Annotated in this window: 18 protein-coding genes; 7 read left to right on the forward strand and 11 right to left on the reverse strand. The window is 67.3% G+C overall.

From position 1 onward, the window contains the following. Nucleotides 1-195 precede the first annotated feature (195 nt). The 4 genes from ACJEIK_RS13170 to ACJEIK_RS13185 form a co-directional block, all read right to left on the reverse strand. A complete protein-coding gene (locus tag ACJEIK_RS13170) occupies nucleotides 196-1,905 on the reverse strand; it encodes a GAF domain-containing protein (RefSeq protein ID WP_166428186.1) in 1,710 nt (569 codons plus the stop codon). 48 nt (nucleotides 1,906-1,953) lie between these two features. Continuing rightward, a complete protein-coding gene (dosR, locus tag ACJEIK_RS13175) occupies nucleotides 1,954-2,601 on the reverse strand; it encodes a hypoxia response regulator transcription factor DosR/DevR (RefSeq protein WP_061001401.1) in 648 nt (215 codons plus the stop codon). 75 nt (nucleotides 2,602-2,676) lie between these two features. Then, nucleotides 2,677-3,534, reverse strand: a complete 858-nt coding sequence (locus ACJEIK_RS13180; RefSeq protein ID WP_064858876.1) for a universal stress protein — start codon at nucleotides 3,532-3,534, stop codon at nucleotides 2,677-2,679. 285 nt (nucleotides 3,535-3,819) lie between these two features. Further along, nucleotides 3,820-4,818 (reverse strand): Acg family FMN-binding oxidoreductase, encoded by a 999-nt coding sequence (locus ACJEIK_RS13185; RefSeq protein ID WP_061001399.1) that lies wholly within the window; start codon nucleotides 4,816-4,818, stop codon nucleotides 3,820-3,822. Between the two features lie 226 nt (nucleotides 4,819-5,044). Between ACJEIK_RS13185 and ACJEIK_RS13190 the strand changes: the two genes are divergently transcribed. Continuing rightward, nucleotides 5,045-5,926, forward strand: coding sequence for a universal stress protein (locus ACJEIK_RS13190; protein ID WP_409431577.1), 882 nt, complete (start codon nucleotides 5,045-5,047; stop codon nucleotides 5,924-5,926). Continuing rightward, on the forward strand, nucleotides 5,923-6,162 hold the full coding sequence (locus tag ACJEIK_RS13195) for a three-helix bundle dimerization domain-containing protein (RefSeq protein WP_064858858.1): 240 nt from the start codon (nucleotides 5,923-5,925) through the stop codon (nucleotides 6,160-6,162). The genes ACJEIK_RS13190 and ACJEIK_RS13195 overlap by 4 nt, the downstream gene beginning before the upstream one ends. A 62-nt stretch (nucleotides 6,163-6,224) precedes the next feature. Here ACJEIK_RS13195 and ACJEIK_RS13200 read toward each other — a convergent pair whose 3' ends face one another. Next, the gene (locus ACJEIK_RS13200; protein ID WP_409431578.1) at nucleotides 6,225-6,614 is read right to left on the reverse strand and encodes a PPOX class F420-dependent oxidoreductase; all 390 of its coding nucleotides are present in this window, start codon (nucleotides 6,612-6,614) and stop codon (nucleotides 6,225-6,227) included. Between the two features lie 175 nt (nucleotides 6,615-6,789). On the opposite strand from ACJEIK_RS13200, the gene ACJEIK_RS13205 reads away from it, so the two are divergent. Both ACJEIK_RS13205 and ACJEIK_RS13210 read left to right on the forward strand, forming a co-directional pair. Further along, on the forward strand, nucleotides 6,790-7,017 hold the full coding sequence (locus ACJEIK_RS13205; RefSeq protein WP_061001395.1) for a hypothetical protein: 228 nt from the start codon (nucleotides 6,790-6,792) through the stop codon (nucleotides 7,015-7,017). An 81-nt stretch (nucleotides 7,018-7,098) separates the two neighbouring features. Next, nucleotides 7,099-8,112, forward strand: a complete 1,014-nt coding sequence (locus ACJEIK_RS13210) for an NAD-dependent epimerase/dehydratase family protein (protein ID WP_409431579.1) — start codon at nucleotides 7,099-7,101, stop codon at nucleotides 8,110-8,112. 1 nt (nucleotide 8,113) lies between these two features. Here ACJEIK_RS13210 and ACJEIK_RS13215 read toward each other — a convergent pair whose 3' ends face one another. Genes ACJEIK_RS13215 through ACJEIK_RS13230 form a run of 4 tightly spaced genes read right to left on the reverse strand, consistent with a single transcriptional unit; the run spans nucleotide 8,114 to nucleotide 12,175 of the window. Then, entirely contained in the window at nucleotides 8,114-9,205 is a 1,092-nt protein-coding gene (locus ACJEIK_RS13215; RefSeq protein WP_036429724.1) for an IS630 family transposase, read from the reverse strand. Between the two features lie 43 nt (nucleotides 9,206-9,248). Beyond that, nucleotides 9,249-10,535: a ClC family H(+)/Cl(-) exchange transporter gene (locus tag ACJEIK_RS13220; protein ID WP_409431580.1), complete on the reverse strand. Its 1,287-nt coding sequence runs from the start codon at nucleotides 10,533-10,535 to the stop codon at nucleotides 9,249-9,251. Next, complete coding sequence (locus tag ACJEIK_RS13225) at nucleotides 10,535-11,689, reverse strand: acyl-CoA dehydrogenase family protein (RefSeq protein ID WP_409431581.1); 1,155 nt, start codon at nucleotides 11,687-11,689, stop codon at nucleotides 10,535-10,537. Before ACJEIK_RS13225 ends, ACJEIK_RS13220 begins: the two co-directional genes overlap by 1 nt. Before the next feature lie 45 nt (nucleotides 11,690-11,734). Beyond that, a complete protein-coding gene (locus tag ACJEIK_RS13230) occupies nucleotides 11,735-12,175 on the reverse strand; it encodes a three-helix bundle dimerization domain-containing protein (protein WP_135355989.1) in 441 nt (146 codons plus the stop codon). A 142-nt stretch (nucleotides 12,176-12,317) separates the two neighbouring features. Between ACJEIK_RS13230 and ACJEIK_RS13235 the strand changes: the two genes are divergently transcribed. Further along, the gene (locus ACJEIK_RS13235) at nucleotides 12,318-12,593 is read left to right on the forward strand and encodes a hypothetical protein (protein WP_133427567.1); all 276 of its coding nucleotides are present in this window, start codon (nucleotides 12,318-12,320) and stop codon (nucleotides 12,591-12,593) included. On the opposite strand, the gene ACJEIK_RS13240 is transcribed toward ACJEIK_RS13235, so the two are convergent. Next, nucleotides 12,568-13,932, reverse strand: a complete 1,365-nt coding sequence (locus tag ACJEIK_RS13240; RefSeq protein WP_409431582.1) for an FAD-binding oxidoreductase — start codon at nucleotides 13,930-13,932, stop codon at nucleotides 12,568-12,570. The genes ACJEIK_RS13235 and ACJEIK_RS13240 overlap by 26 nt on opposite strands. 105 nt (nucleotides 13,933-14,037) lie before the next feature. On the opposite strand from ACJEIK_RS13240, the gene ACJEIK_RS13245 reads away from it, so the two are divergent. After that, nucleotides 14,038-15,975 carry a serine/threonine-protein kinase gene (locus tag ACJEIK_RS13245; RefSeq protein WP_409431583.1) on the forward strand — a complete coding sequence of 646 codons (1,938 nt, stop codon included), beginning with the start codon at nucleotides 14,038-14,040 and terminating at the stop codon, nucleotides 15,973-15,975. A 127-nt stretch (nucleotides 15,976-16,102) separates the two neighbouring features. Beyond that, the gene (locus ACJEIK_RS13250; protein ID WP_135355986.1) at nucleotides 16,103-19,216 is read left to right on the forward strand and encodes an FAD-dependent oxidoreductase; all 3,114 of its coding nucleotides are present in this window, start codon (nucleotides 16,103-16,105) and stop codon (nucleotides 19,214-19,216) included. Here the strand turns inward: ACJEIK_RS13250 and ACJEIK_RS13255 are convergent. Beyond that, entirely contained in the window at nucleotides 19,210-20,064 is an 855-nt protein-coding gene (locus tag ACJEIK_RS13255) for an FHA domain-containing protein (RefSeq protein ID WP_135355985.1), read from the reverse strand. The two genes, ACJEIK_RS13250 and ACJEIK_RS13255, sit on opposite strands and share 7 nt — an antisense overlap. Nucleotides 20,065-20,349: the final 285 nt, after the last annotated feature.

The following is a 20,349-nucleotide window of genomic DNA, read 5'->3' on the forward strand; positions in this document are numbered from 1 at the left end:
GTCGAGATCGACGCGGAGCGATTCAGGTCGCGCCCACTGCTCGTTTCTCATACGACGATCCTGCAGGTGGCCCGACACGAGCGACAGAGCATTACGTCACTTGCCGTAGGGCCTTTGCCGACGAGCGCGTGCGGTGGAGCGGGCCTGTCTTCGTTGGCGGCCAAGGGCAGTGGTCCTCGACGGCTGACTCGCCCGTCAGGGCAGCGGCGCCCACCACCGCAGGACTGTGCCGGCGTCGACGCCGGGTTCGAGGGTCATGTCGCCGCCGGTGTCCTGCGCCCGTCGGCGAAGGTTCGCGAGGCCACTTTCGGTGATTCCCTCGGGCAGCCCCTGACCATTGTCGGCGACCTCGATACGCAAGTCGTTGTCGACGTTGACGGTGACGCTCACGGCGCTGGCCTTACCGTGACGAACGGCGTTGCTCACCGCTTCGCGGACGACGGCCTCGGCGTGATCGGCCAGATCGGGTTCGATGACCGAGAGCGGACCGTCGTAGCGGACCGTGGTGTGCAGTTCGTGGCTGGAGAAGGAGGCGACAGCGGCATCGAGGCGCTGACGTAACCGGGTGGTGGAGGCGGTGCTGCCGTGCAGATCGAAGATCGCCGTGCGGATTTCGGTGATCACTTCCTGGAGGTCGTCGACGCAGTCGGTGATGCGCCGCTGCACATCGCTGGACTTGGCGCGTGGGATCGCGCCCTGGAGCGTGAGACCGACCGCGAACAGTCGCTGGATGACGTGATCGTGCAGGTCGCGGGCGATGCGGTCACGATCTGCCAGCACGTCCAGCTCGCGCTTCTGACGCTGGCTGGCAGCCAGCTGCCAGGCGAGCGCGGCCTGGTCGGCGAACGCGGCCATCGTGTCCAGCTGATCCGGAGTGAAGTCCGGCCGGCCCGCACGCCGCAGCACGATCAGCACCCCGATGACGCTCTCGGTGGTGCGCAGGGGCAGCACCAGTGCCGACGTCATGTCGACCGCTATCGCTTCGGGCAACTCCGCGGCCCGGCAGATCAGGGGCGTCCGATCGTGAAACGCCCGGCCGATGGGTCCGTCGGCCCCCAGTGCCCCCAGCGATGCGTGGACATCGCCGACGACGTCGATGACCTGGAGTTCGGTGATCTCGCTACTCGGCGCATCGTCGTCCTCGGGAACCGCGATCAGCGTCGCATCCGCGTCTGTCAGGGAGCGTGCTTCCGCCGCGATCTGGCGGAACACCCGCGACGGCTCGGTTCCGGACAGCAGGGCGGTACCGATGTCGCGGGTGGCCTCGATCCAGGCCTGGCGTTGCTGCGACTGGCGGTAGAGCCGTGCGTTGTCGATGGCGATGCCGGCCGCCGCGGCCAGCGCTTGGGCGAGCACTTCGTCGTCTTCGCTGAAGGGCTGCCCGGACGCCTTCTCGGTCAGATACAGGTTGCCGAAGACTTCGTCGCGGATGCGCACCGGTACACCGAGGAACGTACGCATGGGCGGGTGGTTCTCGGGAAACCCCACCGAGGCAGGGTGGGTGCGAATGTCTTCCAGCCGAATGGGTTTGGGCTCGTCGATCAGTACGCCGAGCACGCCGCGCCCTTGGGGAAGCGGGCCGATCTTGCAGCGGGTTTCCTCATCGATGCCCTCGTAGACGAATTCGACGAGCTCGTGGTCGGTGCCCCGTACCCCGAGGGCGCCGTACCTGGCGTCGATCAGCTCGATCGCGGTGTGCACGATGGTGCGCAGCGTCTCGTCCAGTTCGAGACCGGACGTGACCGTGAGCATCGCCTCGACCAGACCGTCGAGCCGGTCACGGCCCTCGATGATCTGTTCGACGCGGTCCTGAACCTCGGTGAGGAGTTCACGCAGCCGGAGCCCAGAGAGTGGCGCTCGCAGCGGATGGCCGGCGCTGCTGTCTTGGCGTGTCACATGGGTGATTCTGCCATCGCGGCAGTCGCGCGCCAGGAATTTGACGCCGCGGGCATATCAGTCGTCAGAGCGCCGCGGCCGGTCCAGCTTCGACACGAACACCGCGGCCTGGGTGCGACGTTCCATGCCGAGTTTGGCGAGCAGCCGCGACACGTAGTTCTTGACCGTCTTCTCCGCCAGGAACATTCGGGCGGCAATCTGCTTGTTGGTCAAGCCTTCACCGAGCAGATCCAACAGCACCCGTTCCTGATCGGTCAGGCCCGAAAGTGGGTCGGACCGCTCGGCGGCGTTGCGAAGCTTCGCCATCAACGCCGCGGCGGCACGATTGTCCAGCAGGGACCGGCCGGCACCGACGGCCTTGATCGCCTCGGCCAGTTCCATGCCCTTGATGTCCTTGATGACATATCCGCTCGCGCCGGCCAGGACCGCGTCGAGCATGGCCTCGTCAGAGGTGAACGACGTCAACATCAGGCACCGCAGTTCGGGCAGCCGCGACAGCAGATCGCGGCACAGCTCGATGCCGTTGCCGTCCGGCAGACGCACATCGAGGACGGCGACATCGGGCCTGAGCGCGGGAATCTGCGCCATCGCATGCGCCACGGTGCCGGCCTCGCCGATGACCTGCAGATCGGGGTCCGCACTCAACAGGTCGATGAGTCCACGGCGCACGACTTCATGATCATCGACGAGGAATACTGTGACCATTCGCGTGCCCTTCTGCGCGCCACCGGCGTGCTTTCAGTGTTGACGTCCTGTCCATGACGATAGGCCAGGCTCCGGCTACAGGCGCTGATTATGTTGGCAGATCAGTGCCGTGCAGTTCACCTGGGGCGAGGCCGAACGTGCGGTTCCCACGATCTCACCCATCCCAGGTCTGCGATGTCTGCCGATCACCAGCAACTGGATCGAATCGGCTTGGCGATCAAGATAATTCATCGTAGAACCACGGATTGCGACAGGGTTGAACTCGACGTCCGGGTTGGCCAGGCGGTGCCGGGCCAGACGTCGGTCCAGACGTGCCTGCACGCCTTCGTCGTGCACTTTGTCCCGTCCGTCCGACGGTGCCGTCTGCCGCACCGCGAGCACCGTCAGGGGCGCCCGGCGCAGCCGGGCCTCGCTGATCCCGGCCTCGAGAACCACGGCGCTGTCGGGACTTTCATCGACCTCGACAACGACGTGCCGGGGCTGCATCACCCCATGGTGGTTGCCGCTACGGACGATGGCCACCGGGCACGGTGCGGACGTGGCCAATGTCGCCGCGGTGGAACCGAGTCGGTGCCCCGTGGCATGCGCGATGCCGAGCGAGCCGAGACACAGCAGATCGGCAGATCGGCTGGCGTCCAACAGGACACGGGAGGGATGCCCTTGCAGTACTTCCCACTCCACTTTGACCGGCTTCTCGGTGGACTCCACCGCGACCAGCGCGCGCCGCACGGAGACGTCGGCGCACGCCAGGTCTTGAGCTTCCTGCTGAGGATCGACGGCACCATGACCCCGTGGCTCGACCACGTACAGCAGGCGCAGGGGCACATCGCGACTGACGGCTTCATCGACCGCCCACAAGGCAGCGTCGACCGACCACCGCGAGCCGTCGATGCCGACCACGACGGCCGATGACGGTGAAGCTGACTTGTACATCTCCACACTCTCCTGACTCCACCGAGCTGACTATTCGTCGACGGTAGGTGTGATGGCGGTGTCGGCGGCAGGGGCATTGGTCCCTAGTCACCGGTCACAGTGACCTCTTGAGCCAGGCCGCTCGACCGCGACCATGGGTCCATGTGCCCTAGTGAACGGCCGAGGTGACGTGCCATCGTCGATCACATGAAGATGCAGCCGGCTACCGGTTTCGCGCTTGCCGCCGCGCTGTGCGTAGCGGGCCGACTGATGCGGAAGCGGGCTGCCGAACCCGGTGCTCCGTCGTCACTTCCGATCGTCAGGGCCATGTGGCCGGAAGCGGAAGACATCCGTCAGGTGGCGTCGCGGTGTCGGTGGCGGGACGTCCTCCAGGGCTGGGGCGGTGCCGATGCGGACCAACACCTGGGGCAGCGGGTGACCGGTGAGCGTGCTGATGATGTCGCGGGTGGCCGGGTGCTCGGTCAGATGGGTGAGCGTGCAACTGGCTAGGCCCGCGACGGTGGCTTCCAGCAGCACTGTCGACAATGTCTCGCCGCACGCCAGGACGTCCTCGCGGGTGTCGCCGAGAGCGGAGACGACCACCACGACGGCCTGGTCATCGCCGGTGTGTGGTCGTCGCTCGCGCGCATGGATCACCGGGAAAGAGCGTCCGATGTCCACCCGGTCGCTTTCTGCGGCCGAGATCAACGCACTGTGCGGGACGCCGGTCGTGGCTTCGAAAGAGGCGGTCCACCAATCTAATTCGGCGTGATAGGTGGCATCGTACATCCGGAGCACGTCGGTCAGGTGTGACGCCTCAGCCAGTTCGGTGCGTTGCTGGGCGGCCAGGACGTCAATCCGGGTGGGGCGATTGCCCACCGCCTGCCGCAGCAGATTTTCCAGTGCCTTCCGGTCGTCGACGGCGCCGAACGGAAGTCGGTCGGTTCGTCGGCTCAATATTGCGTCCGCTGCCCGCCGTTGTGCCGGAGTGACGTCGCGGGCCGGGCGGAAGCGGATGTTCGCGAGGTGCTGATGGTTGTCCGGATCGGGAAAGCGGTCGACCTTGGTGGTCCAACCGGTTGCGGCCATCGCCACCCTGAGATGATCCAATGCCGCGCCGCAGCTCAACAGTGCCTGGCGCCCTGAACGGTCGGTGGTGAGCAGCCGGTCGGTATCGAGGTACAGCTTCAGCGTGGCGGCTTCGAGAACCCATTTCCACGGCTGGCTGTTGTGGATCGACGGTGCCCGGCAGGCCAGAAGCACCGCACCTTCGATTTCCGCGAGGGGAATGGTGGCTTTCGTCATGAGGCGTCCTTCACGGCAGCAGGGACGTGCACCTTGAAGCCTGCGGCGGTGTGGACGCTGCGCACAGGGTCGGAAGTCATCAGTAGCGCAGCCGCCGCAGCTTTCCCGGCAGAGCATTTTTCGGACCTCCCCAGGGACCTTCGACACTAGGCCCGGTGCAGGCGGTGCGGTCAGATGTCTTCGGAGATCGACGGATCTCCGGACCACTACGGCACAAGGACTTCCGATGAACACCCAGGCAACAGTCAATCCGGTCGTGGTCGGTATCGACGGGTCCAAACATGCGCGGCGTGCGGCCCGGTGGGCTGCACTCGAGGCGGCGAGCCGCGACACCACTTTGCGGCTGGTCCACGTCATCGACGCGGAAGAACCTGACCGTCAGCAGAGCATCCACCGGGCGCAGCACGCGTTGCACAAGGCCTGGAAAGCGGTGGCCGACACGCACATCGACGTCAAGCTGGAGTCGGAGATACTCTCCGGCAGTCCGGCTGACTGCCTTGCCGAAGAATCCCGCCGTGCGGCGCTGGTGTGCGTCGGCGACCGCGGAACGCACGACACGCCGGATGCACCCCGCGGATCCACGGCCGTCGAGCTGGCCCGCAACGCTCCGGGCACGGTAGCGATCATCCGCCGGACACACCGAGAGTTCGACCATCGCAAATGGATCGTGGCCGTACTGGACGAATCAGCCTCCGCCACGGCCGTACTCAAGGCTGCCAAGGCGGACTCGGCATGGCGGGATGCGCCGGTCCTGATGTTGGAGCCCTGGTCGCATTCGGGTGAGCCGGCCGATGTCAGGCATCCGGTGCATGTCGCTCTGGCGCGATACCTGAGAGCCGCGGCCAACGCTCATCTCGAGTCGGTCACGCTGGCGATGCCGGGACATCTGGGCAACTTGTTACGGCAGAGTGCGTGCATCGACCAGCTCGTCATCGTGCCCGGCGACGACACGGAACTGGTGGCGGAACTGACCAGTGACGATATGCGCAAGACCTTGAAAGGTTCGGACTGCACGCTGTTGTTCGTCCGGCCATCTCATCGCGTACCGAATGGTGATGTTACCGCCCGTCAACAGAATTCGATCGAGCTGTCGGCGGCGCAGCCATGACCGTGCTACATCAGCCGGGCTGCAACACCGCGCGTCCGGACTGGATCACCGGGGTTGCGGCGAAACTTGCTCTTCGAGAGGGGCGCCACGACAGTGCGCGGGACATGGAGATCATGGGCTGGTGCCGGGAGGCTGCGATGCAGTTCGTGGACGCTCGTATTCGGGCGTTCGTCCCGCTGTTGGTCGAGCGCATCGTGAGCGACCGCATCCGCCGGGAACGTGATCGGCGCCGCTAGAACAACCGGGCAATTGGCTGCCGGGCAGACGCACGACGCGCGGGTGGCTCGCGGCGGGTTGGTTATCTGCGGGGAGAAATCTCGATGGCGAACGACGCTTGCTGACGCCGGGTGATCCAAACGCCGAACTCGCTGAGCGGCCCCAACAGCCAGTACTTGCGGTTCATGATCTTGCGCACTCTTGGACTGTCCGCGAAGTCGAGGATCCGCGCGGTGCCCTCGACCGCGGGCGCTCCCGGCGTGAGCTTGCCGCGAACATCGCAGGGCTGCAACGTGACTGAGGCATTGCGGCGTATACGTTTGACCTTATACGCGCCGACTTCGGAGAAGAAGTAAAGCTTGCCGTCGTCAGGGGCGATCCAGACCCGCGACGACACCGGAGTGCCGTCCTTGCGGTAGCTCGTGAACAACACGTAGTTCGCCCGGCCCACGGAGTCCCACTCGGTGCTCATCCGTCCACCATGCCGCACTCCTCATCGTGGCAGGGAAGTGGCGCCGCGAACACGGGCTTGTGTGCCACATTCCGCCCCGATTTGACACACAAACTCAGTCTCGGGGGCAAACACGCAACTTGTTCTTGGACCGCTGTCTACCCTCTTGGCTAACCGACAACCGGAGGAGGCCGCGATGCCGCTCAACCCCAAGGACTCGTTCGACGCCGCACGCGACGTCGCCGTGCATTCCGTGGAGAAGGCGTCGGACATCGTCGACAATGCCGCGGACATCATCAGAGGCGAAGTCACAGAAGGTATTTCCGGAATCGTTCAGAACTCCGTCGACATCGGCCGGCACGCGGTCGAGACGCTCAAGGAGGTCGTCACCGGAGGCGGTGTCGATACCGACGCCGAAGCGTGATCCTGTTTTCCAGCGAATGATCGCTGGCCGGGGATAGGGTGCGGGCGACAATGGCCGGCGAGTCCCTGGGAAGGACGGACGATGAAGGTTCTGGTGACCGGGGGGACGGGCTTTGTCGGTGCGCATATCGTCGCCGCGCTGATCCGGGACGGACACGAGGTGCGGATGCTGGTGCGCCGGGCCGAGCAGGTGTCGATATCGCTTGAACCGCTGGGTGTTTCGGTGGATGACATCGTCGTCGGTGATGTGCTGGACCCCGAGGTGGTCGCCGCGGGACTCGACGGCGTGGACGCCGTCGTGCACGCCGCTGCGGTATTCAGTCTCGACGCGCGCCGGGCCGCCGAGATCACCCGGACCAACCTGCGCGCAACGGAATTGGTGGTGGGCGGTGCGGTGGAGCACGGCCTGGATCCCATCGTGCACATCTCGTCGACGGTGGCCCTCACCTGCCGCGACGGCGGCGGGCCCGACCTGCCGCTGGGCGACGTCGACCGGCCCTACGCCAAGTCCAAACGTGAATCAGAGGTACAGATTCGGGCGCTGCAGTCGACCGGGGCGCCCGTGGTGGCGGTGTATCCCGGCGGCGTGTTGGGGCCGCACGATCCATACCTGGGAACGCAGTCCGAGCTGTTCGCGTGGATCGTGAAGGGCTGGCTTCCGGTGTGGCCGACGGGCGGTGCCCACTATGTCGACGTCCGCGACACTGCCGATGTGGTCGCCGCATGCCTGGTGCCGGGCCGAGGTCCGCGCCGCTACGTGGTGCCCGGGCATCACCTCACCGGCGACCTGATGCACGGCACGCTGCACAAGATCACCGGACGGTGGCTGCCGTTCGTGACCACACCGTCCATCGTGGCCAAGCCCTTCAGCCGGTTCGTGGAGCTGTTCAACAAGGTGTTGCCCGACAGCGTGCACCTGCCGGCGGACGTCGAGACCGTCGAACTCGCCGAACGCGACACCCGCTTCGACACGTCGCCCACCACCGAGGACCTCGGCATCGTCGCCCGGCCGTTCGAGGAGACTGCCCGCGACACCCTGTTGTGGCTCATCGAAATCGGCGCGCTGGCAAGCAGATACGCCGGAAACCTGCGCTGAGCTAGTGTCCTGCGCCGGGAATTCGTTGAAGATATGAACCGAGTCGTTCGAAGATCTCGTCGGCGGTCTTGGTCCAGTTGAACGGGCGGGGGTTGTCGTTCCAGTCTGCGATCCACTCGCGAATGTCCTTCTCGAGGGCCTGAATTGAGCGGTGAACGCCGCGGCGCAGTTTCTGGTCGGTGAGTAACCCGAACCACCGCTCGACCTGGTTGAGCCACGACGAGTAGGTCGGGGTGAAGTGCATGTGGAATCGGGGATGGGCGGCAAGCCATTTGGTTACTGTCGGCGATTTGTGCGTCGAGTAGTTGTCGCAGATCAGATGGACGTCCAGGTCAGCGGGCACGGTGTTGTCCAACTTGGTCAAGAACTTCTTGAACTCGATCGCGCGGTGCCGGCGGTGAATCGAGCCGTAGACCTCGCCGGTGGCCACATCCAGGGCGGCGAACAAGGTGGTGATTCCGTGCCGCACGTAGTCATGGGTGCGGCGCTCGGGCATGCCGGGCATCATCGGCAGCACCGGCGCGCTGCGATCCAAGGCCTGGATCTGCGATTTTTCATCGACGCAGAGCACCAGTGCCTTCTCCGGCGGGTCCAGATACAACCCCACGACGTCACGGACCTTGTCGACGAACTGCGGGTCGTTGCTGATCTTGAAGGTGTCCACCTGATGCGGCTTGAGGCCGAACGACTTCCAGATCCGTCCGACCGTTGACTTCGACAACCCGGTCTCAGCCGCCATCGAAGACCGCGACCAGTGCGTGGCGCCTTTGGGTTGACGCTCCAACGTGGCCACGATCAGCTGCTCGACCGCCTCGTCGGTGATCTTGCGCGGCGCACCAGGACGCGGCTCATCGGCCAGACCCTCCAGTCGCGCCTCCAGGAACCGTCCACGCCATTTGCCGACCGTTTGCGGCCACACACCTTCATCAGCGGCGACTTCCTTGTTGGATTTCCCTGCCGCGCAACCCAACACGATCCGACAACGTTGGGCCAACGCCTGCGAGGACTTCGATCGACGGGCCCACCGCTGCAACGTCTCACGTTCGTCGTCGGTCAACACCAACTCGACTACCGGCCTACCCCTGGTTCCCACCCGCCAATTCTACAATTAATCAACTAATTTACGGCGCAGGACACTAGGGCGTCGCGGTCGCGGCGGCGGCCCGGTCGGTGAGCAGGTCGTAGATCGGGCGGGACCCGAGCGCGATGGCGACCAGCAGCGCCGTCGCGCAGGCACCGAGCATCGGCGGCAGTTGGTTGGTGCTGCCCGTGAGCTCGGTGGCGAGGATGAGTCCCGTCACCGGCGCCTGGACGGTGGCTGTGAAGAACGCCGCCATGCCGATGAGGGCCAGTGCGGCCGGGGCGGGTGCTGAATGCGGCGCCAGCTGCGTCGCGATCAGGCCGACGATCAATCCGACATCGGCGCCGAGGACGAGCATCGGCGCGAACAGACCGCCGGGCGTGCCCGCCGCATACGAGACGACACCGAGGATGAACCGCAGCACCAGCACCGCGGTGACGGCACCGATGGCACCGTGGCCGAGCAGCGCCTCCTGGGTGAGCTGGTCACCCCCACCGGCAAGGTCGGGGGAGTACCAGACCAGTACCCCGACACCGGCGCCGATGAGCGCGGCCCGGACCTCGACCGGCCACCGGCTGGTGTCGGCGGTGCGCAGGCCGAACATGATGGCCTTGTTGTAGAGGACGCCCAGCACGCCGGCGATGACGCCGACGGCCAATACCCACCAGGAGCCGGCCAGCTGCGGATCGGCCAGGGGCGGCACCTGGAATTCACTGCCGGAGCCGACGAACGGGAGGGCCGCCATGAACCCGGACGCGGACGCGATGAGGGTGGCCACCGTGGTGCGCGGGTCGAAGCGCTTGACGAGTTCTTCCAGGACGAAGACACCGCCGGCGATCGGCGCGTTGAACGCGGTCGCCAAGCCGGCGGCAGCTCCGGCGGCGGCGAGGACGCGAAGGTCGGCTTGGGAGCGCCGCGTCGCCGAGGAGACGATGATGGCGATGGACCCACCCATCTGCACCGACGGTCCTTCGCGCCCGAGGGCGAGGCCGGACCCGAGGGACAGCAACCCACCGACGTACTTGATCGGGAGGATTCTGAAGCGGCCCGGCTCGGCGCGGCCGGCGACGACAGCCTCGACGCGGGGGATGCCACTGCCCTCGGCGTGCGGTTCCACACGGCAGACCAACGACGCGGCCACCGCGGTGCAGACGGCGCAGATGGCCACGACAACGATGGGGCCCCACCAACTTCCGTGCGACCAGTGCGACAGCGAGGTGCGCCACTGCGTCGCGTAGTCGAGCAGCGCCCGGAAGCTGCCTGCCGTCAGACCGGTCAACGCACCGACGACTGCCGCGGCGAGGACGAACCCGATGACGTTGCCGGCGCGTCCCTTATCCATCACAGCCCACCACGGGCGACCAACTGCGCGGCGATGACATTGCGCTGGATTTCGTTGGTGCCCTCGCCGACGATCATCAGCGGGGCGTCGCGGAAGTAGCGTTCGACGTCGTATTCGGTGGAATAGCCATAGCCACCGTGGATTCGGACGGCGTTGAGCGCGATCTCCATGGCGATCTCGGACGCGAACAGCTTGGCCATGCCGGCCTCCATGTCGCTGCGCTCGCCACTGTCGTAGCGTTCGGCGGCATACCGCGTCAGCTGGCGCGCGGCCGTGAGTTTGGTGGCCATGTCCGCCAGGTAATTGCCGACCGACTGGTGTTTCCAGATCGGCAGACCGAAGCTCTCGCGCTCCTGCGCGTATTTGAGCGCGTCCTCCAGCGCGGCGGTGGCGACGCCGAGGGCCCGCGAGGCGACCTGAATCCGGCCCGTCTCAAGGCCTTTCATCATCTGACCGAAACCCCTGCCCGGCTCGCCACCGAGGGTCGAGGACGCGGGCGTGCGGTAGCCGTCGAACGTCAGCTCGCAGGATTCGACGCCCTTGTAGCCCAGCTTGGGCAGATCACGTGACACCGTCAGCCCGGGGCCGTGCTCGACGAGTACCACCGAAATGCCTTTGTGCCGTGGCTCGACGGTGGGATCGGTCTTGCACAGCAGCGCGATCAGGCCCGACCGGCGCGCATTGCTGATCCACGTCTTGGACCCGCTGATCACCAGGTCGTCACCATCGCGGCGCGCGACGGTCGACATGTTCTGCAGATCCGAGCCGCCGCCCGGTTCGGTGAGGGCCATGGTTGCGCGCAGCTCGCCGGTGGCCATGCGCGGCAGGTACGTCTGCCTCTGCGCCTCGGTGCCGAACAGGCCGATCAGCTTGGCCACCACGGTGTGCCCGCCCATGGCGCCGGCGAGGCTCATCCAGCCGCGTGAAAGTTCCTGCGTCACTTCGACATAACACGGCATCGACACCGGGGAGCCGCCGTATTCCTCGGGGATGGCCAGCCCGTAGATGCCGATCTGCTTCATCTGCTCGATCCACGCCTCGGGGTAGGTGTTGGCGTGTTCGACGTCGCGCACCGTGGGCTTGACGTCGCGGTCGATGAACGCGCGCACGGTTTCGACGAGCAGGGCCTCTTCGTCGGTCAGGTGAGTGGACACGGGCACTACCTTGCCAGGGTCGTGCCGGTCACGAAGCCGGTCGGTCTAGGCGAGTTTGCGGTGCGCGGCCTGCTCGACGAACAGCGGGATGAAGTCCCGCACTGTGTGATCGTGGAAATCGGCGTGGATCCGGCGCACCACGGCCGTCACGGTCCGGGGGTCGATGTTCGGATAGGTGATGGTCAATTGCGCCACCAGCGCGTCGATGGCGGCGTACTCGGCTGCACGCGTGGTCGTGGGATCAACCTCGGCCTCGACGTCGATCTCGACCAGGTCGGTGGCCTGGTGCTCGATCGCGAACGCGTCGAACGCGGCGACCACGCGTTCGGGCGTGGCATCGGGGTGCTCGCGGGCCAGCGCGTCGAGCGCAATCCAGCAGGTGGGGCCCAGAATCGTGGTGGGTGGCGGCCGTTCTCCCCGCGTGATGGCCGCGGTGAGCAGATCCCGGAAGGTCTGCTCGGCGAGGCTCGTGGGTTCTTCGGACATGCCAGCGACTGTACGGACCGATGGTTACCGCCAGGCGACGCGCACGTGAGATCGACTTTTCACACCACGGGGTGGGACAGGCGCGGTCGGTGACCGGTGATCGCACCCACAATCGGCGGCGACTGTCGACAAAGGAGCGCGGATGTACCTGCACATCGACCCCACCGAGGTCCCACCAGCAGTCGAGGTGCGGGAACCGGATGACTTCACGGCCTTCAAGGTGGTCGTCGAGGTGCCCGAGCACGCCTGGGTTGCGCCGGATGTACTGACCGCCCTGGCCGGCCGCGGTGACGACGACGCGTGGCGGCAGAATCTGGCCGGGATGCTGGCATACGCCGCGAGCAAGGGCTGGTGTGACGACGCCGGACGGGTCCGGGCGCACGTCGAGGTGACTAGCGCAGCACCGCACCGGGATTGAGAATGCCCTGTGGATCGAGTGCGTCCTTGATGCGCCGCGTCAGGGCCATGACGTCGTCGCCCAACTGATTGGGCAGCCAGTCCCGCTTGAGGCGTCCGACGCCGTGCTCGCCGGTGATGGTGCCGCCGAGCCCGATGGCCAGCTCCATGATGCGGGCGAACGCGCGCTCGGCGCGGTCGGTGGCGTCGGGATCGGTGGGGTCGTACACGATTATCGGATGCGTGTTGCCGTCGCCGGCGTGCGCCACCATGTAGATCTGCACATCGCAGGTGTCGGCGATGTCCTCGACCCCGGTGACCAACGCCGGCAGTTGCGGGATCGGGACGCCCACGTCCTCGAGCAACAAGCTGCCCAGCTTCTCGACCGCGCCGAACATGCCGCGGCGGGCGGCGGTGAACGCGGCTCCCTCGGCCGGATCGTCCGTGGCGAAAACCTCTGTGGCGCAACACTTCTCGCATTTGCTGACCATGGTCGCCACTTCCGCCGCGGCGGCTCCCGGCGCATCGGACTGCATCAACAACATGGCCCGGGCGGACCGGTCCAGACCCATCCGCATGTGGTCCTCGGCGGCGTTGATGCTCGCGTGGTCCATGAATTCCAGCATCGCCGGCCGGATTTCAGCGGTGATGGCGACCACCGCGTTGGCGGCGTCCTCGACGGAGTCGAACAGGGCCACCACGGTCGACGCGGGCGGTTGCGCCGGGATCAACCGCAGCGTGAGCTCGGTGATGACGCCCAGAATGCCCTCGGACCCGATGAACAATTTCGTCAACGCCAGTCCTGCAACGTCTTTCAGCAGCGGGCCACCGAGCCGTAGCGCCGTGCCGTCGGCCAGCACCACCTCCATGCCGAGCACGTAATCACCGGTGACGCCGTACTTCACGCAACACAGACCGCCCGCGTTGGTCGCTGCGTTGCCGCCGATCGACGAGATGTCGATGGACGACGGGTCCGGCGGATACCACAGGCCGTGTTGGGCGGCCGCGCGCTTGACCTCGGTGTTGGTCAGGCCCGGCTGCACCACCGCGGTCCGGGTGGCCGGATCGATCCGGATGTCCCGCATCCGTTCGGTGCTGAGCACGACGGAACCGTCGACGGCGTCGGCCCCGCCGGACAGGCCCGATCCGGCGCCGCGCGGCACCACGGCGACATGGTGTTCGGCGGCCCACCGCAACACCTGCTGAACGTCAGCGGTACTGGCGGGACGCACCACGGCGACGGGGGTGCCGGCGTGCGGATCGGCTGCCGAATCCCGGCGGTAGCGCTCGATGATGTCGGAATCGGTGATCAGCGCGCCGTCGGGCAATTCATCGGCGAGACGGTTCAGGGCGGCGTGCATCGTCGGACTGTATCGAGATCACGGCCCCGATGGACCGAACTGGTCCGCTGGGCGGATTTGTCGACGTTGCCTGCATCGACACCACGGCGGGCCTACGATTTGCCCGTGTTGCTCACCGAGGGTCAGGTTTTCGCCGGTTACACCATCCGGCGGAAACTCGGCGCGGGCGGGATGGGCAGTGTGTACCTCGCTTCGCATCCGCGTCTGCCGCGGCTGGACGCCGTGAAGGTGCTGTCGGCCGAGCTGACGTCGGATCCGGAGTACGGACCGCGGTTTCTGCGCGAAGCGGACCTGGTGTCCACGCTGTCGCATCCCAACATCCTCGGCGTCCACGACCGCGGCGAGTGCGACGGCCAGCTCTGGATTTCGATGGACTACGTGGCCGGGACCGATGCCGCACAGCTGCTGCGCGAGCACTATCCCGCCGGCATGCCGCCCGAGGTGGCGCTCCCCATCATCCATGCCGTGGCCTCGGCGCTGGACCATGCGCACCGGCGGGGGCTGCTGCACCGAGATGTGAAGCCGGCCAACATCTTGCTGGATGCCGAGACCTCCCGCATCTACCTCGCCGACTTCGGGATCGCCCGGCCCATGAATGACTCGGCGGGGCTCACCGCGACCAACATGGCGGTAGGGACGGTCGCGTACGCGGCGCCGGAGCAGCTCCGGGGCGAGGGGATGGACGGCCGCACGGATCAATACGCCTTGGCGTGCACGGCATTCCAGCTCCTCACCGGGAACCCGCCGTACGCCGACAGCAACCCGGCGGTGGTCATCACCAAGCACGTCACCGCACCGGCGCCGTCGCTGGGGGAGCACCGGCCCGAACTCCGTGGCCTGGATCCGGTCCTGGCGCGGGCCATGTCGAAGACGCCTGCGGCGCGTTTCGCCAGCTGCGGTGAGTTCGCGCAGGCCCTGCAGCAGCAGTCCCGCCAACCAATGCCGATGGCCACCAACGACTTCCGCAATCAGCAGACCATGGCCGCGCCGGCACCCCCACCGTCCACACGGCACGCACCGCAGCCGCTGAACCTGCCGCCACAGCAGTTCACCTCGCCACCGCCGCGGTCGTCACGGTCCGGGGCGCTCATTGCGGTCCTGGCGGTGGTCGCCCTGTTGGTCGTCGCCGGCGTGGTGTTCGCCGGGGTGCAACTGTTCGGGGGTGGCGACCACCCGATCGGGACGCCGCCGACGCACACCATGTCGCCGACAGCCGCGGGTACCGGCTTCAGCGGCAGGTACCGCGCCGAATACGGCCCGGCCACCGATCTCCAGGGCACGGCGATCCCCGGCGGACCCGCGATCACGGGCCAATGGGACGTGCGGTCGTCGTGCGGCGCCAACGGGTGCATCGCCAACGCGTCGTACACCGGAAAGAGCGCCGTCCCCGTGGTGTCGAACATGACGTTCGACCAGATCTCGGGCGACTGGGTCGCCGTCGGGACCGGGGCCGTGAAATGTACCGACGCACCGGGTGAGGCGCCGACCGAGGTGTGGGTGGTCTTCACGTTGACCCCCAAGCCCGACGGCACCTTGACCGGTGAGACGACGCGCAGCGCCGTCAACGGCTGCAGCAGCGTGAAGCGGACAGTTACCTTCACCCGCACCGGTGACGGCGAGTTGAGCGGCGTGTCCGACCCCGCCGGTCTGCCGCCGCGCACCACATCACCGGCCTCGACATTGCACGGCCGCTACCACGAGAACATCGTGTACACGGTCGGCGGCTTCGGCCCGGGGGCGCCGGATCTGCAGGTCCGTACGCAGTGCCTGCGCACGGGAGACCGGTGCATCAGCGCTTTCCACGCGATGGACGGTGTGGTCACGCTGATCTTCGCCGCGGGTAAGTGGACGCGTACCGAGGAGGGCACCGTCCCGTGCGCGCTCGGGGGGACCACGCACGTCAAGATCATCGCGGAATATCCGCTACCGACCGATCTTCAGGATCCGATCCCGACGCTGGAGGGTCGAGGCACCAACACTTCGACCGGCGGCGAATGCAAGGGTGGCGATTTCACCGACAAGTTCGTACGCACCGGGGACTGACTGCGATTTGCGTTCCGGAAGTGCCGATCGGGCGGCGGACTCGGGCCGGCCGATTTAAGCTGACCACCAGCGATTTCGCCCAGATCATCCGGGCGCTGCGTGGTGACGAGTTCTCGGGGAGCTGACCATGGCTGAGCCGCCGGTGATCGAGATCCGCGAATGGGGCCGGCCCGCTCGCCGGATGACGCTCAGCAGGCCGGTGCAGTTCGGCCGCGAGTGCGACGGCGTCAACCTCGCCGACAGTGAGGTGTCCCGCCGCCATCTGCGCCTGGTTCCGACGCCGACGGCGCTGTCGGTCGTCGACCTCGGCAGCAGCAATGGCAGCACCGTCAACGGGGTGCCGCTGACCGGACGGGGCACGCTGTCGACCGGCGACGTGATCCGCTTGGGACGCACGGAGATTCTCGTCGTACACGCTCCGAAGCTGTCGAGTGGGGAGCCGGCGCCGGTCGCCACGGCCGCCCACGACCCCACCCGGACCATGCAGGTGATCAAGCTCGTCGACGTCCCGGTCCCGGCGGCCGCGACGGCCGAGGTCCGGCCGGCGGGGCTGCGGCTGGCCGAGCGGGCCCTGGGCATCGATCCGACCGGAACCCGGGACCTGTTCCCGTCGTATGCCGAACTGCCGCACAAGATTTCGCGCCGGACATGGCTCGGGATCCGGGTCATCAGCGTACTGGCGTATCTCGCGGTGGTGGTGACACTGTTCGTCCGGCCGGCCGCGGGACTGTTCGTCTTCTTCCGCGTCATCGTGCCGCTGTGGCCGGCGTTGTTCTTCATCGCGCCAGGGGTGTGGCGCAATATCTGCCCACTGTCGGCGTCGAATCAACTGCCCCGGGTGGCCGGGTTCAGCCGGGCGGCCACCGCGCCCGGCCGGTGGACGCGCAACAGCTTCCTGATCGCCGCCGGCCTGTTCTTCGGTATCGCGGGAGCGCGATTGGCCGGCCTGGACCGCAGCGGACCGGCGATGGGCGTGGTGCTGGCCGTCATCATCGCGTCGGCGTTCGCCGGTGGGTTTCTGCTCAAAGGCAAGAGCGGCTGGTGTTCCAGCATCTGCCCGCTGCTGCCGCTGCAGCGCACGTATGGGCAGACGCCGTACGTCACCTCGCCGAACAGTCACTGTGAGTCCTGTCTGGGCTGCGCGAAGAACTGCTACGACTTCAAACCCCGGGCGGCCTGGCAGGCCGACATGGCGGACCCCGAGCCGCGGTGGAGTGCGCCGCGTGTGCTGTTCGCCGCCGCGCTACCGGGATTCATCATCGGCTTCTTCACCGTGCATGCCCAGCAGGGCGGTATGGCGACCGAAAAGTACGGTGTGCTGGCGCTTTTCGTGTTGGTGAGTGTCGGGCTGTGCTATGTGCTGCAGGCCGTCACGCCGCTGAGTCAGGCGATGGTGACGGCGATCTTCGCCGCCGTGGCGATCAATTCGTACTACTGGTTCTCCGGTCCCATCATCGCCGACTCGGTGCGGCAGATCACCGGTGTGGACGCGCCGTGGCTGCGGTGGCCCATCATCGTGGCGATCGCGTTGCTGACGGTGTGGTGGCTGGCCCGAACGCGGGTCAGCGAGTTGCAGTTCGCGTATGTCAGCGGCGCGCGGCCCGAACCGGTGCTGTTGAACCAGCCGAAGGTGCCGGCGCGCGCTGGCGGCGACGCCGGCGAAACAGGCGCTGTGCGAGTGCGTTTCGAGTCAGACGCCGAGCCCGTCGCGGCGGACGTCGGGATGAGTCTGCTCGACGTCGCGGAAAGCAGCGGACAGCCGATCGAGGCGGGCTGCCGGATGGGCGTGTGTGGTGCCGACCCCGTGTCGATCGTCGCGGGGATGAGCTGCCTGTCGCCGGCGGAAGCCGACGAACTCAAGACGCTGAACCGGCTGGGCCTGGGCAAGTCCAGCAGGATGGCGTGCTGCGCCCGGATCCAGCGCGGCCATGATGGCGGTGTCACGGTGTCACTTACGCCCGAGCGCGCCGACACCGCGGCCAGCGGGCCGGTCAGCTATGACCGCTCGATCGTCAGCATCGTGGTGATCGGCAACGGCATCGCGGGGGTGACGGCCGCGGACTTCCTGCGCCGGGGCCACCCCGACTGCGAAATCCATCTGGTGGGAGCCGAACCGCACGGTCTGTACAACCGCATGGGCATCTCGCGACTGGTGTACGGCCGGTCGGCGATGCAGGGGCTGTACCTGCTGCCCGAGCAGTGGTACGACGACCACGGGGTCACCGCCTGGCTGAACACGTGGGCGTCCGGCATCCATCTGCGTTCGCGGGTGGTGCGGCTGGGCACCGGCGAGACGCTGCCGTACGACAGGCTGATCCTGGCGATGGGGTCCAGCGCCGCGGTACCCGACATTCCCGGCCTGAACCGGCCCGGAAGCGTCGTGTTGCGTTCGGCTGCTGACGCCATGCGGATCCGCGCGTACGTGCAGGAACGGCGGGCCCGGCACGCCGTGGTGGCCGGCGGCGGCCTGCTGGGGCTCGAGGCGGCATACTGCCTGCACCAACTCGGGCTGCAGGTGACCGTCTTGGAACGCGGCACGCGGCTGCTGAGCAAGCAGATCGACGCACGCTGCTCGCAGCTCGTGGCCGAGCATTTCGCCCGCGCCGGCATCACCATCGCGCACAAGGCGGAAACCGCGGAAGTGCGTGGCGCCCCCGCCGTCACCGGCGTGCGGTTCAAGGACGGCCGCATCCTGTCGTGCGAGTTGTTCCTGGCCGCCACGGGCATCCGTCCCAACATCGAATTGGCAAGGGACGCAGGCCTACCCGTCGGCAAAGGGGTCGTGGTCGACGACCGCATGCAGACCCGGGTACCCGGCGTCTACGCCGCCGGTGATGTCGCCGAGCACGGCGGCCGCGTGCTCGGCCTGTGGCCGGTGGCGACCGAACAGGCCGAGGCGGCGGCGGTCAACGCGCTGGGCGGCGACCGGACCGTGCCGGTCGAGACGCCGCCGACGATCCTCAAAGGTGTTGAACTGGAGCTCTTTTCGATCGGCCCGGTGGACCCCGGCGCAGGTGACGAGGTGGTGGTCATCGATCGGCCGGCGGTCCCGTCCTACCGCAGGCTGGTGGTGTCGAAGGGCCGCGCGGTCGGGGCGACGGTGCTGGGCCACCACCCGGCCGACCTCGCGGCCGCGCAGAAAGCGGTCCGCGAGCAGCGCCGCGTCGGTCCGGTGGCGCTGGGGGTGCTGCGGACGGGGAACTGGGCCATTCTGTCCGATGCCGACAGACTCGCCTACTGACTCTGGGCCGGCACCTGGTAGGTGAGAATCTTCTGGCCTATCCGCAGGTAGCAGCCAGGTAGCAACTCGACAGGCTGGTCGCCGATCTGCGTCCAGGTCTGGTCTCCGGGCGCCGCGATGTGGGTCCCACCGACGGTTTGCGCGTCGCGGACCAGAACCATGCCGCCGTTGACGGTCACATAGGCGTGGACGCGCGACACCTGCGGGTCGTCGGGCAGGTTGATCGGCGATGCGGCCCCGCTCACCACCGCGGGGTCGATCAGCGGATTGCGGCCGATGATGTACGTGCGGTCCAACGGGTACACGGCGCCGTCATCGGCGGTCAGGATTCCGGTGACCGGACGGGCGCGGGTGGTCGCGGGGGCCGGCTGAGGTGCCTGCTGCGCGGCGGACCGCGCGAGTATCGACTGCAGTACGAAGCCGCCGCCGGGCACCACGCCGGCGACCAGATCGGTATCCGCGCAGGGTACGAATGTCGTTGCGGCGCCGCAGATCGTGATCCGGTCGAACCAGGGCGCGACCGGTTCGTCGACCAGCGGCCGGCCGCCACTGCCGAGACGCCGCTGACCGCCGCCCGCCTCGACGTCGGCGATCACCTCGCCGCGCACGATCAGGTGCAGACTGTCGCCGGCCGGTACCAGCGCGCCGAACGCCGGCACGGTGTCGGAGTCCGGACCGTGGGCTAGTCCGGCGAGCGCCTGAGGCAATGCCTGCGGCGCGACGGTGGCGAGCAGCTGCAGGAGCGGGCGGGCCCGGGCGCCATCGGGGAGGTATGTCAGCACGTCGCCGAATCGGGCGACCAGACCTTCTCCGCGGCCGATGGCCACGTAGTGCTGCTTCTGTTCCACCTTGTCGCCGCCTCGGTAGGTTGCCGCAGATGCTGATGATAAGTCAGCGTCGGACCCCGTGCCATGCGGCGATTCACCTGCGGCGGCGCGTGCTCGTGCCCGTCATCAGGTCCCGGCAGTGTCCCTGAGTTCAATCACGGTGGCGATCTGCCGTCGGCTACTGAACTCAGGGACCTCGGACGGCCTCAGACGGTACCTGGCTTCAATCGCGGTGGCCGTGAGCACCTCGTCGTTGACTTCACGGATCGCCGTCGTCTTCCAGGTAGCTGCAACGACACAACGGGT

The organism is Mycobacterium sp. SMC-16 (genome assembly GCF_046250085.1).
Lineage (GTDB): Bacteria > Actinomycetota > Actinomycetes > Mycobacteriales > Mycobacteriaceae > Mycobacterium > Mycobacterium phocaicum.